Below are 13,367 nucleotides of genomic sequence, written 5' to 3'. Positions count from 1 at the left end.
GCCCGGTCCACGGCGGTGGAGGGGCCCTTCCGTCGTCGTCGCTGGTCGTTCGTAGACTGTGCGCGTGCCTCACTACGACCTGACCCGCGTTGACGCAGCCCGTCGCTCCCGTGACCTGACCCTGCTGGGTGCCGACGTCCAACTGGACCTCACGGGCGCCTCCGACCCCGACATGTCGACCTTCCCGGTGACCGCTCGATGGGAGTTCGAAGTCGCCAACGGAGTGGAGGCCACGTTCCTGGACTTCATCGGCGAGGTGGACTCCCTGGAGGTCAACGGCCAGCCGCGGACCGGGGCCGACCTGGAACAGTGCGTGTCGGAGGGGCGGATCGAGCTCTCGGGTCTTCAACCGACGAACACCGTGACCGTCCGTGGTCGCGGCCGGTACTCGCGGTCCGGTGAGGGAATGCATCGGTACGTGGACCCGGAGGACGATGCCACCTACCTCTACACGCAGTACGAGCCGACCGACGCGCGTCGTGTGGTCCCCTGCTTCGACCAGCCCGATCTGCGTGCCCCCTGGCGGTTCACGGTCGACGCCCCGGCCGGGTGGTCGGTTTCGTCCAACGCGGCAGATGTACGCATCAGTCCCCTTCCGGCCGCGTCGGGTCACGCGGCAGCGGCGCGTCACGAGTTCTCCGCCACGGCCGCCATCCCGAGCTACCTGACCACTGTCCTGGCCGGGCCCTACCACCGGGTCACGGGCACGTGGGAATCTTCGGTGCCTGGACGCGATCAGCGGCTGCCGTTGACCCTGTGGTGCCGGGCCAGCATGGCGCCGCACCTTCCGGCCGAGGAACTGTTCGAGCTGACCAGGCAAGGACTGGACTTCTACACCGGCCTGTTCGACCTCGACTTCCCGTTCGACTCCTACGAACAGGCATTCGTCCCCGAGTACAACCTGGGTGCCATGGAGAACCCCGGGTTGGTCACCTTCACCGAGGACTACCTGTTCCCCGACGGCCCCACCCACCAACAGCGCGCGGCCCGGGCCAACACGGTCCTGCACGAGATGGCGCACATGTACTTCGGAGATCTGGTGACCATCCGCTGGTGGGAGGACCTGTGGCTCAAGGAGTCCTTCGCGGAGTACATGGGGGCATACGCCTCGGCCGAGGCCACGGAGTTCACGAGCGCCTGGGCGGGATTCGCGGTGCGCCGCAAGGCCTGGGCCTACCGGCAGGACGCGCTGAGCACGACTCACCCGATCCTCGCAGACATTCCGGACGTGGCAGCCGCACGGCAGAACTTCGACGGCATCACCTACGCCAAGGGTGCCGCAGCGCTCAAGCAGCTGGTGGCCTTCGTGGGTCAGGACGCGTTCTTCGCGGCTTGTCGGGTGTACTTCCGACGGCATGCCTGGGGATCAGCCGATCTGTCCGACTTCCTGGCCGCGCTCGAAGAGGCCTCCCATCAGGACACACGGGCCTGGGCCCGGCACTGGCTGGGCACCACGGGCGCCACCCGGGTCGACGTCACGGTCACCCGAGGGGACACAGGTTTGGACTCTCCGATCGAATCGGTCGTGCTGGTGCCTCGCGGGACCCCGCAGGACCCGGCCTCCGCCCGACCACACCAGCTGGCCATCGGCCTCTACGGCACCGATCGCATTTCCACGCCCTCGGATTCAGCGAGCGATGCCGTCGCGTCCTTGGCGACTGCCTGGGCGCGCACCCGGCGGGTCCTGGTGGAGATACCGGCGGGTCACCAGCCGGGCGACCCGCTGCCGGTCCCGGCGTTGACCGGCGCGCACGGCCTGGTCCTGGTCAACGACGACGACCTGGACTACGCCGAGTACCGGCTGGATGCCGGGCAGGCAGAGCACTTGATGGAGCACCTGGGACACCTCCCGGATCCCATGGCGCGCTCCGTGGCCTGGGCACAGCTGTGGTCGGCCGTGCGCTCCGGGGAGGTGGACCCCGGAGACTTCCTCACCGCTGTCCTGCAGCACATCTTCCAGGAAGAGGAATCGGTGGTCTTCGAGACCGTCCTGGACCGTGCACTGGAAGTCCTGGACGACCATCTCCCTGTGACCCGTCGGGCCCGTCACAGCACCGACCTGACGCGAGCCGTCGTCACCCAGCTGGAGTCCGCCCCGCCCGGATCTGACCGGCAGAGCGCTCTGGCCCGCGTGTTCGGGCACCTCCTTGCTCATGACCGGACCTTCTCCGCCTGGGCCGGTGATCTGCTGGCCGGCTCCGTGGCACTTCCGGGTCTGCGGCTCGGGCCCACACTCCGTTGGCGTCTGCTCACGGGGCTGGTGGCCTCGGGCCACGCCGATGACACCTGGATCCGCTCGGAGGCGGATCGCGACAGTTCCAGGCCCGCGCAGATCGGGCGGGCCCGCGCGGAAGCGGCCAGGCCCACGGCCGAAGCCAAACAGGAGGCATGGGACCGTGTCCTGGGCCCGGACCTCACCAACGACCTGCTCAGCGCCACCGCGGCGGGATTCCAGCTGGGCGACGACGACCTTCTGGCTCCCTTCCGCGCTCGGTACTTCGAAGTCATCCAGGAGCAGTGGGCGAGTCGGTCGATCGGCATGGCCACCCGAGTGGTCGCGGGCCTGTATCCCCGGACCGCACCGGACCCTGCCGCGGGCGTCGAGAACGATGCCGTTCTGCAAGCCACGGAGGAATGGCTCACCACCCACTCGGACGCACCAGCAGCGCTCCTGCGTGTGGTCCGAGAGCAAGCGGACGAACGCCGACGTCGACTCACCATCCAGGCGCGCGCAAGGCCCGCGTAACGGGCCGTCGCCCACCCGGCCCACCGCGGCCACAATCCGCGGAAATGCATGTAATCCGTGAAAGACTGTTCTGCGTCCAGACTCGTCCGGACACCAACGTCCCGTGGCTGGCCAGCGGGCCACGCTTCCCCATCTCTCAGGCCTAAGGGAGACCATGACCACCTATGCCCTGAACGACCGCGGTTCTCTGGAGATCGTGACGGAGAACTTCTACGACGCGGAGATCCTGCGCGTGTTCGGTTCGTTGCCGTACGGGATGGTGGAGACTTTTGCCGGAACCGCAACCCTGGTCCCCGAACCCGACAATCCGTTCGACCCGCAAACCATTTCCGTGCGGGTGGACGACAACCAGGTGGGGCACCTCGCCAAGGACGACGCCGCCCGGTACTGGCCGGCCGTGACTCGGGTGGTGGCATCCGGTTACGCCGCGACGGCGCCCGTGATCATCAAGGCCTCGCTGGTGGATGCGGACGGTACTCCGGAAGTCGATGCGTCGGCCCGTGTCCAGCTGTCCCCTCCGGACCTGCTGTTTCCCGTCAACTCACCCCCGCAGCGCTCGACCGTGCTCCCCCAGGGCCCTTCGATCAAGGTGCTCGACGAACAGGACCACGCCGCCTACCTCCACGCGATTCTGCCCAAGTCGGGAGAAGCCCGCCTGTTCCTGACCCTTGAGGTCAACCAGGTCCGGACCGCCCACGGTGAACACGTGGACATCGTGGAGGTGCTGCACGAACGTCAGGTGGTCGGGCGCTTCTCCACTCAGCTCTCGGAACAGTTCATTCCGGTCATCCGCCATGCCTTCGAACACAACCTGCTGACAGCGGCCTGGGGCACCATCCGCGGATCGGCTTACGAGGTGTCGCTGACCGTTCAGGCGGCTCGCCCCGAGGCGATCGACGCGACCTGGTTCGAAGAGCTGCCGCGGGTGGGCGACGAGTTGGTGCCCGAAGCGGATGACTACGAGATTCCCAATGCCTACGTGCCGACCGACGCCGAGCGCGGGAAGAACTCCCGGAAGTGGCGCAAGGGCATGGCTGCCTCCGGGCATCCCGTGGCCCCCGCCCGGTCGACCGGCAACACCCACACGGGGTCGACGTCCACGGCCGGGTCAAGTGCGTGGGCGGCATCGGACGCGACCTGGACCCGACGCAGCCGGGCAACGGTGTGGGTGCTTCTGGCAGCCACCGTGCTGTTGGTGCTGGCGGCCGTGCTTTTCCTGGGGCGTGAGCCGCTGGTGTCCGCCCTGGCGCTGATCGTGGCCGCCGCCACGGGCGGGATGGCGGCGTACCTGCGCTCTTTGTTCGGGCCCCTCAAGTCCCCCACGACCAAGGTCTCCACACCGGGGAACACCACCTCCACTCCGGCGGAGATCCCCGCCGAGCGCGACGATTCCTGACCCCGACCGACAGACAGGGCTGACACGGATGACTGACAGAGACGGATGATCTCCAGGCGAGAACGACTTCTTCAGATCCTCGAAGTGCTCTCGAAGCACGGCTTCGGGTTCGCGCTGGGTGGGCTCAAGCCCGAGTGGCGTTCGTACCTGGGCAAGGTTCGTCTGATCGATCCTCAGAAGATCCAGCCTCAGCCGGAGCACCTGCGGTTGGCTCTGGAGGAACTCGGCCCGACGTTCGTCAAGTTGGGGCAGTTGGCCTCCACCCGTCCCGACCTGCTCCCGCCGGCGTACGCCGCAGAACTGGCGCTCCTGCAGGACTCCTCCCCTCCCATCCCGCCGGACGTGATTCGCGAGATGCTGGGCGAGGAACCCGAATCAGCGGCCGAGGAGATCCTGCAGCACATCGATCCGGTGCCGTTGGCGACGGGTTCGATCGGTCAGGCGCACCTGGCGACCTTCCGCGGCGCCGAGGTCGTGGTCAAGATCCGGCGGCCGAACATCGTCGACGAGGTGAACCGGGATCTGGAGATCCTGCGTGAGCTCGCCGTCCTGCTCACCAGGTACTGGCCGGGAGTCCAGTACCAGGACCTCATCGGGCTGGTCGACGAGTTCGCGGCCTCCATGCGTGACGAGATGGACTACCTCACGGAGGCCCGCAACACGGAGCGCATGCGGGAGATCTTCGGTGCCCACCCCTCCGTGATCGTCCCGGAGGTGTTCTGGGAGGCGACGTCCACGCGCATCCTGACCACCGAGCGCATGACCGGGCTCAAGATCAGCGACATCGCAGCGCTCGACGACGCCGGACTCGACCGCCACGAGGTGGCCGTCACCGCCACGGACGCGTTGTGCAAGATGATCTTCGAGGACGGGTTCTTCCACGCCGATCCGCACCCGGGCAACCTGTTCGTCCAACCGGACGGTTCGATCGCCATGATCGACTTCGGCATGGTGGGAACGCTGTCCGAGGAGTTCCGTGACTCACTGGTCACCCTGATGATGGGTGTGGTCCAGGGCAATGTCCGCCGGGCTGCAAGCGGCTTGTTGGCCCTGACGGAGACTTCCGGGGAACAACTGGACCGCGCCAAGCTCGAGCGGGACATCGAAGCGATGCTGCGGCGATACGCCAACCGGCCGCTCCAGGAAGTACGGATCGGTGCCCTCATGACGGACCTGGTGGCCACCCTGCGCCGCCACCGCCTCCGGCTCCCCCGGCAATCCGCACTTTTCCTGCGCATGGTTCTGACGGCCGAAGCCATCGGGACAGGCCTGGACCCTGATTTCGACCTCGTTGCGGTCATGCAGCCGTACGCCCAACGGTTCGTGCTCAAGCGCCTGTCCCCGGACGCCTTGATGGGCCGTGTCCGTGACTTGATACAGGACGCGGTCCAGATGGGGGCCGAGGCGCCGGACGTGATGCGCCGAGTGCTCACGGTGCTCGAACACGGAGGGTTCGACGTCCACCTGCGCGGTGACGAACTGCAGCCGCTGCTCGACCAGACCGAGAAGATCGGACATCAACTCATTGCGGGTGCCGTGATCGCTGCCACCGTCAACGGGATGTCCCACGTGGTCGCCTCCGACCCGGACCGATTCAGCGGGCTCCGCATTCCCCTGCTCGTCGGTGGAACCGGCACCGTCGGGGTGCTCTCCGGCTACCTCGCGGTTTCGACGGCGGCTCCGCGCACCCGTCGACTGGTCGCAGGACTGCGTGCGCGTCGTCGTCGAACCAGCTGAGCCGACAGGCCCCGGCAAGCCAATCTCGAGCGGGTCACACACCGATTATTTGCAGTCTAATGAATACATCTCTCCCGTGACGACCGTAAACTCACTGCGTAGCTGCCTGCCGCCCCAACGGCACGCAGTCCGTTATTCAAGCGACTCGGCCGTGCACTGCCCGCCGGCCGACGAGGAGAGCCGTATGAGTCAACTACGGCGCGGTGAAGCCCTGCTCGCCCGTGTCGACGCCGAGGTGCGGTTTGAAGGGGCCGACGGGCCCGTCACCCCGGAGGACGCCGTCCTGGAAAGGACCCGCCACGGAATGCTGGGGTTGATGAACCGCAGTTTGGTCCGTCTTGCCAAGGAGGACGGACTCGAAGACCATCTGCCCGAACTCCGGATCAGTTACCGTTCGACGACCCCGGGCACCTACATGATCGACATGGACCTCATGGACCCCCGCCCCCCGTTGACCCGGGCGATCGCACCCGTGCCTGCAGCCAAACGCGACCAGATGGCCCGGTGGGTCCGGTGGGGTGCTGAATTGGTGTCCGTGACCGTGCAGATCCTCCCGTTGATCCTGGTGGCAACCAAGGTCCGCATCAGTTCGGAGCCCGATGCGGACGGCTTTTCCACCATGGTGATCGACGACCGCCGTACCGTCCGGGTCCCCGGGTTCATCTCGAACTTGTTCGACGGGACGCCGGAGGCAGCCGCGATCCATAGGGCCTTGCTGGCCACGTTGTATGACCCCGGGTTGCGCTCACTCGTGCTCGTGAATGACCCGTCGGACCCAGCGAGGCGAATGGAGACCGTCGTGGATCTGCCTGAAGGGTTCCATCACATTCTGGCGGCCGCAGACTTCCACAGCATCGATGCCATGATCGAGATGGACGACGTCCCCCTGCGGGAGATGCTGACTCGCACCACGCGGCGCCAGGCCTTCGGCACGGGCATTGCGGGGATGGGGCGGCCGAACTAGGCCGATGTCAGGGGGCCGCCCTCGACGAACCGGATCACGTCGTCGGCGGCCGGCACCACGAATTCGACCCTGCGTTCGGGTGCGTTGGGCTCCAGGCCGATGACGATCGACGCCACGCCCTCCTCTCGCACGGCCACGAACAACTCCCGCAGTACCTGTTGGATGTAGGGGTCGCCCAAGGCTTCGGCAACTGCATTGGGCAAGCGAAGACGCTGCGGCCCAAGCGAACTCAACAGATCGCTCAGTCCGGGCGTGGACGTGGGAACACTGCGGGGCGACTTGCTCTCGATCACAAACGATGCCGCGTGGGCCAGGAGTACCGCGTCGCGCAGGGCCGTTCCGGCAGCCACGGGCCATGCGGCTTTCGCCGGCCTGGCGGGGAACCTGGAGAGCAGTCCCAGTGTCGGCAATATGTGTCGCGCGCGGCGCAGGTCGGGAGGTTCGATCGTGAACACGACGGAGCCGTTCTGGGACTCGATGAACGAGATCGCAAAGGGAGGACGCGCACCGTCGGCGGAGACCGAGGACTCGTAGAAGTGACCCACGAGAGCCTTGAGGGAGCTGTACGTACGACGCAACACGTCCCGGTTGACCATCATATTGTGGCCGGTGGCATCCTGGATCTTGAGCTGGATCGTTGAGTAACCGACGGACTGACTGAGCTTCATGAGGTGACCATTGGGCTTGTACGGATCGATGGTTGTGCGGTCTCGTGGCGGTCCGGCGCACGGTCGCAAGGTGACCTCAGTATGACGGCGCAGGTGCCTGCCCCTGCGATCATCGGAGGTCGATCACCTGAAGAGGCAGACGTGCCCGGACGATCCACCGTCCGTCTATCGGACCACTCATCAGCTCCCCGCCGAAGACCGACACACGTTCACGGAGGCCGAGAAGCCCGAATCCTCCGGTGCTCAGCACGGCATCCGGTGTGGTCTTCTCACGACGACGGGTGCGGGCGAGGGCATTGGACACTTCGACTTCCGCTCGGGCATCCGTTCCGGATTCCCCCGTGATCTCCACGCGGATCCGCACCGGCCCGGACGTGGATCCGTGCCGGATGATGTTCGCGCACGCTTCCTGGACCACTCGCTGACATGCGGAGCGCACGGAGGTCGCGACGCGCTCCCACCCCGTGCCCTCCCGCACCTCGATGTCTTCGAAGCCGGAGTCCTTGAGGGATTGGACACTGCTGGTGAGCACGGAGGACATGTTGGGAGTGGGTGGGGCCAGGCCACCGGAGCGTGGGCCTTGGGCGCCGTCGTCGTTCGCGGAAACCCGTGTGGCGGAGATGCCCACGGGTTCTTCCCGCAGGATGCTCACCAGGCGCCGCAGGTCCGCGATGGTTCCGCTGGCACCGGTGGCGATGTCTCGCAGGGCCGTGCGCTGGAGTTCAGGGTCCTCGGAGAGCAGTCCGGCGTTGGCACGCAGGGCCGTGGCCGTCACGTCATGGGCCACGAGGTCGTGAAGCTCGCGGGCAAGGTCCTGGCGCTCGGCCGTGCGGACCATGGCGGCCTCATGCTCCAAGCGGGCGATGGTGCGCGCGGACAGGAGGGTCCGGCACCTGAAGAAGCGGATGGTGAAACCCAGGAGAGCCGCGAAGCCGACTAAAACCGACAAAGCAAGGGCCTCGGCCCACGTGTTCGGGTCCCGGACGAACATTCCCAGACCCAGTGCAGCCAGCCACTGAGTGGCAACGACAGTGGTGCCGACGCCCCACCGGAGCCACATGCAAAGAATCAGGGTACAGGCCACGCCCGGGACAATCACCGTGAAGGTTGATTGTGTGACCAGCGCCATGGCATAGGCGAACGTCATGGTTGCCGTCCCCAACCGTGGGCCGATGAGCGTGGCGATCAGGGGAATGTAGGACCCTGCCACGATTGCGAGCAGTTCGAGCCACGGGGTGCCGCCGGTCATGGAAAAGAACTGCAGATCGCTGGTCAACCGCATCAGGTCGAAGAGGCCGAGGATCCCGACCAGAACACTGGCCACGATGCGTAGGAAGCCTGGGACCGGCAACGGGTCCGTGACGCGTAATTCAGGCCAACGGCGATGAATTACGGCCAACGGACCCGTTGAGGCAGATACTGTCCTCACGTCACCTGCTGCAGCGGCCGAAAGCCTGGCACAGGAGGCTCACAAAGACCCCCGGCTCGGCCTCCACCACGGACGAGGAGGTTGTAGGGGACGGGGTGGCACCGATGGACGGTGCGATGGCAGCGGTGGCCAGGCCGCCGCTGATGAACAAGGATCCAGCAACTGCGGCCGCGGCTGCGGCCTTTCGGGAACGGGTGAGAATGGACATCGGTAACTCCTGCTCGAGTGGGAGACTTGACTCGCGTGCGGGTCTCGCAGGGACTGTTCCTACTGGTCAGCATCCTGTGCGCACGCCCTAAGGATATTCTGGTGACGGCCAAAAACACCCGCTTGACCTGCGTTTGTGTCACGGGCAGGCAAATATCTCGAAACCCGTCGGTGAGGGCGTGAACATGGACGCACATCTGGAGCGGCAGACCCGGGCATCCAGGACTCAGTACCGGGTCCTGATCGCCGATGACGAGGCGGTGGTCAGGGAAACGCTGTCGGTCTACGTCGGTAGTGCCGATGACATGGAGGTCGTGGGAACCGCTTCGGATGGACGCGGAGCGGTGCAGATGGCCGAGAGCCTCCGCCCGGACATCGTCCTGATGGACATCCAGATGCCCCGTGTGGACGGTGTGGAGGCCACGGCGGAACTTCTGCGGGTGTTGCCCAGGACCCGGGTGGTCATGATCACCACGTTCACGACCGCCGACGCCGTCGTGCCGGCTCTGCGCGCCGGCGCCCTGGGGTACGTCCTCAAGTCCGATCCCCCGGAGCGAATTCTCACGACGGTACGACGTGCTGTTTCCGGTCGTACGGAGCTCTCCCCCACCGCGTTGGACGCCGTTGTGGGGCACCTGAGGGACTCCGACAAACGCGACGAACTGCCGCCCGCCGTCACCCTGACTGCACGGGAGGCGGAAGTCCTGCGGCAGTTGGCCACAGGTTGCCGGAACAAGGAGATCGCGGAAACTTTGGGCATCACGGAAAAGTCCGTGAAATTACACGTAACGCATCTGGTCAACAAGTTTGGCGTCCGTGACCGGTTGCAGTTGGTTATTTCTGCCCACAGGGCCGGCATGGTCGAATTGTGACGAACCCGCGGCAGTCTGCGGCATGTAGGGTTGCTTGTGCTCCATGACAGCCCCGTCTCTCGACCGATTTGCTGAATTCAGCGGAGGAAAGAGATCTCCATGACCTTGACGATCATGCCCATCTACGGAACTCGACCGGAAGCCATCAAAATGGCCCCGATCGTGAAGGCCCTGCAGGAGTCGAGTTCGTTCGATTGCGTGGTGACCGTGACAGGGCAGCACCGCGAAATGCTGGATCAGGTCAACGAGATCTTCGACATCACGCCCGATCACGACCTCAACATCATCCAGCCACGGCAGACGCTCAACGGTGTGCTCACCCGGACCGTCGAAGGACTCGACGCGATCTTCGAGGAATCGGCACCAGATGCGGTGATCGTTCAGGGTGACACGACGACGTCGACGGCCGGCGCGATCGCCGCCTTCTACCGGGGTATCCCGGTCATTCACGCCGAGGCCGGGTTGAGGTCCTTCGATCTGTTCTCCCCGTTCCCCGAGGAAGCCAACCGGAGGATCACCTCGCAGATCACCAGCCTGCACCTGGCGCCCACGGACATCTCCAAGCGAAACCTCCAGGCGGAGTCGATCAACGGCGACGACGTCGTGGTCACGGGCAACACCGTGATCGACGCCCTGCATCACACGGTGGCAAAAGCGTTGCCTTTCACCGATCCGCAGCTCGAGGAGATCGCCCAGCGGTCGGGCAAGACGCTCCTGGTGACCACGCACCGTCGTGAGAACCAAGGAGAGGCCATGCGCGGCGTGGGGCGGGCGTTGGCGCGGATCGCCGACGCCGAACCGGACCTGACCATCGTCCTGCCGGCCCACCGGAACCCGGTCGTTCGCGAAGCCGTGCTTCCCGCCATTGAAGGCAAGCCCAACGTTCACGTCACCGAACCCCTGGCCTACGGCGAGTTCACCCGCATGCTGTCCGTGGCCGACGTGGTCCTCACGGACTCCGGTGGGGTGCAGGAGGAGGCGCCGTCGCTGGGGAAGCCCGTATTGGTCATGCGCGAGAACACGGAACGTCCGGAGGCCGTGACCGCCGGAACGGTCAAGCTCATCGGAACGGACGAGGAGCGGATCGTCGAGGAGGTCGACACGCTCCTGCACAACCATGCGATCTACGACGCCATGGCCAATGCGGTGAATCCCTACGGCGACGGCAAAGCGGCGGCGCGTACCATTGCAGCCATCGAGAAGATGTTCGACCTGGGCGACCGGTTGGAGGACTTCAACCCGGGGGTCAGTGGATAAGGGGTAGTCGTGCATCCGAAGACCTACGCGTACGGGTTCTGTCTGGCGCCGTCCGGTCTGGCGAAAAACCTGCCGCCCAGCTTTCGAAGACTGCCCTTGAGCCGTGGGTTCGAGCTGCACTACGACTCCAGACGCCCGCTTCAGCGAGCCGAAGCTGAGGACGGCACCATCGTGCTGGTCCACGGGCGAGCGTATTACCTCGGTGAGGACACCGACGAGAACCTGAGCCGCACAAAAGACGCAGCCGCTCGTTTGGCCGACGCCTTGAACGATTCGGAATCGGCGTTCCTCGAGTGCTTGGACCTGATGGCGGGCCGCCATCTGATCCTGGTGGTGAGTCGGACCGGACTATGGATCTATCACGATGCAGTTGGGTCCCGTTCCGTGTACTACATGGCGGGAGGCGGCGGAGCAGCTTCTCATGCTCATCTCCTGGCATCCACTTTCGGTCTGAAACCATCCGGAGTGGTAAAGGCCTCGCACACCTGGGATCTTTCCCCATTCACGGGTGGAAAAGCATTACCTCCCAACCACCGGATCGAGGTCCTGTCCGGCCAGGTTGAGCGCCATTGGCCCTTCCGACCGAACCCATGGATTGCCCGCTCCGAGGAAGACCGCCTGGTACGGGTGCAGCAGCTGTGGCAACGTCAGATGGAACTCGTGGCGCGAGGGGTGACGCCCCTGCGCTTTGCGCTGAGTGGAGGTGCCGATTCCCGGTGTGTCCTTGCGCTGTCCCTGCCCTGGATGTCGGCGATCCCCTGCTTCACCTACGGGGGTAGTCCTGCGGCAGATGACGGCGAGGACCATGCCCTCAACGGTGATGTCCGATTGGTCCGGCCCTTGGTGGATCTACTGGGATTGGATCATCGGGTCATCTACCGTGCCGACAAGAGTGTTCGTCCGCTGACTCCGGAAGAATCTCTGGCCTGCGACCGTAACAGCCTCGGCGTGCACGGCCGCTGGCTCTTGCCGCACTACCTGACCAACTTTTCGGAACCGGACCTGCTGGTCGTGCGCGGCAATGCCTTCGAGATAGCGCAGCACAAATGGGCTGCTCCCGAAGACACGGATGTTGTGGCCGCGGTCAGGTCGAGGTTGGTCAAACGCGCGACAGCGACCGGCGTCCAGATTCCGAAGGAGAGCCTTGCAGATCACTTCGACCGGTCCTTGGAGACCTATCTCCTCTCCTCTGACCTGCACGGGTATCTTCCCAGCGACCTGACGCACTGGGAATACCGCAACGGTCGCTGGGCCAGCGAGGTCTACAACGAAATCGATCTGGCGTTCGACACGCACGTGCCGATCGGTGCACGTGCAATCTTGGAGCCTTTGTTGGCGTTCAGCCGACGGCAACGCGCGGAGTCGTACGCGTTCGGGGAACTGATCAATTCCACTGTCCCCGTGCTGAACTTCTTCGGCATGAGTGACACCAGGAACCTCTACGAAGTGGCGCGGGACACCCGCTTGTCCGCCGGCAGTTTGGCAACCGAGCACCCTGGACCGGCCCGTCCTGCGGCGTCGGTGGTCCCCAGCGCGGCAGTCACGGAGGAGCCGTGGCCCATGGATCACCCGTTGATCGTCCGTGACCCCTCCGGGCGAGAGCATGCCGTGGCGGTGCCGGAGGACATGAAATCCTGGTCCGCGTACGTCCCCTTGGAAAACTTCATTGCCGGAACCCAGGTGCACCGCACCGTGCATGTTTGCACGGAGAACGGGGACCTCTTCTTCGACATGCACAAGACCTGGTCCGGGGACGGCAAGGACCGCTCCTTCTCCTACAGCGTGACGGTCGATGACCGCGTGGTGCTGACCCTCCCCGGGGCGTACCGCGTCGGGCGAATTCCCATCGCGGTACACGATGTTCGATGCGGCCAACGGATCCGGTTGTGCATAACGGTTCACAAAGCTCGGGACAGGCTGTCTTGGCAGAACGCTACCCGGATCCAACTGTCCCACCTGCGCTTCGACCCTGGAGGTATCGGCGGTGGAACACCCACAGGCACGGCACCTTGCCTGCCCGATGTCGACTCGCTGAGGGACGACGAGGGGCTCGGTACGGTTCCCATGCCAACCACCGATAAAATGGGTTGA

10 protein-coding genes are annotated in these 13,367 nt (G+C 65.4%); 7 read left to right on the top strand and 3 right to left on the bottom strand.

Going from position 1 to position 13,367, the window contains the following annotated elements; translation table 11 throughout:
• Positions 1–64: 64 nt before the first annotated feature.
• The 4 genes from pepN (at position 65) to GWK18_RS01410 (ending at position 6,843) form a co-directional block, all read left to right on the top strand.
• Complete coding sequence (gene pepN / locus GWK18_RS01425; protein ID WP_166832717.1) at positions 65–2,746, top strand: aminopeptidase N; 2,682 nt, start codon at positions 65–67, stop codon at positions 2,744–2,746.
• Between the two features lie 154 nt (positions 2,747–2,900).
• Entirely contained in the window at positions 2,901–4,142 is a 1,242-nt protein-coding gene (locus tag GWK18_RS01420) for a hypothetical protein (protein WP_209280890.1), read from the top strand.
• Positions 4,143–4,226: 84 nt separating this feature from the next.
• The gene (locus tag GWK18_RS01415) at positions 4,227–5,879 is read left to right on the top strand and encodes an AarF/ABC1/UbiB kinase family protein (protein ID WP_348535797.1); all 1,653 of its coding nucleotides are present in this window, start codon (positions 4,227–4,229) and stop codon (positions 5,877–5,879) included.
• Between the two features lie 184 nt (positions 5,880–6,063).
• Complete coding sequence (locus GWK18_RS01410) at positions 6,064–6,843, top strand: hypothetical protein (protein WP_166832714.1); 780 nt, start codon at positions 6,064–6,066, stop codon at positions 6,841–6,843.
• Here the strand turns inward: GWK18_RS01410 and GWK18_RS01405 are convergent.
• The 3 genes from GWK18_RS01405 to GWK18_RS01395 all read right to left on the bottom strand — a co-directional run bounded on the left by GWK18_RS01405 (position 6,840) and on the right by GWK18_RS01395 (position 9,148).
• Positions 6,840–7,511: a hypothetical protein gene (locus tag GWK18_RS01405; RefSeq protein WP_166832712.1), complete on the bottom strand. Its 672-nt coding sequence runs from the start codon at positions 7,509–7,511 to the stop codon at positions 6,840–6,842. The genes GWK18_RS01410 and GWK18_RS01405 overlap by 4 nt on opposite strands.
• A gap of 109 nt (positions 7,512–7,620) precedes the next feature.
• The gene (locus GWK18_RS13370; protein ID WP_166832710.1) at positions 7,621–8,835 is read right to left on the bottom strand and encodes a histidine kinase; all 1,215 of its coding nucleotides are present in this window, start codon (positions 8,833–8,835) and stop codon (positions 7,621–7,623) included.
• Between the two features lie 106 nt (positions 8,836–8,941).
• Complete coding sequence (locus GWK18_RS01395) at positions 8,942–9,148, bottom strand: hypothetical protein (protein ID WP_166832708.1); 207 nt, start codon at positions 9,146–9,148, stop codon at positions 8,942–8,944.
• 184 nt (positions 9,149–9,332) lie between these two features.
• Between GWK18_RS01395 and GWK18_RS01390 the strand changes: the two genes are divergently transcribed.
• The 3 genes from GWK18_RS01390 (at position 9,333) to GWK18_RS01380 (ending at position 13,367) form a co-directional block, all read left to right on the top strand.
• Entirely contained in the window at positions 9,333–10,019 is a 687-nt protein-coding gene (locus GWK18_RS01390) for a response regulator transcription factor (protein WP_166832706.1), read from the top strand.
• A 99-nt stretch (positions 10,020–10,118) separates the two neighbouring features.
• Positions 10,119–11,276 carry a UDP-N-acetylglucosamine 2-epimerase (non-hydrolyzing) gene (gene wecB / locus GWK18_RS01385; RefSeq protein WP_123824755.1) on the top strand — a complete coding sequence of 386 codons (1,158 nt, stop codon included), beginning with the start codon at positions 10,119–10,121 and terminating at the stop codon, positions 11,274–11,276.
• A gap of 9 nt (positions 11,277–11,285) precedes the next feature.
• Entirely contained in the window at positions 11,286–13,367 is a 2,082-nt protein-coding gene (locus tag GWK18_RS01380; RefSeq protein ID WP_166832703.1) for a hypothetical protein, read from the top strand.

Origin of the sequence: Kocuria sp. JC486 (genome assembly GCF_011602805.1) — a bacterium.
GTDB lineage: Bacteria > Actinomycetota > Actinomycetes > Actinomycetales > Micrococcaceae > Kocuria > Kocuria soli.
Note: the sequence above shows the minus strand (reverse complement) of the source record. Positions and strands in the feature narration are given on the sequence as shown.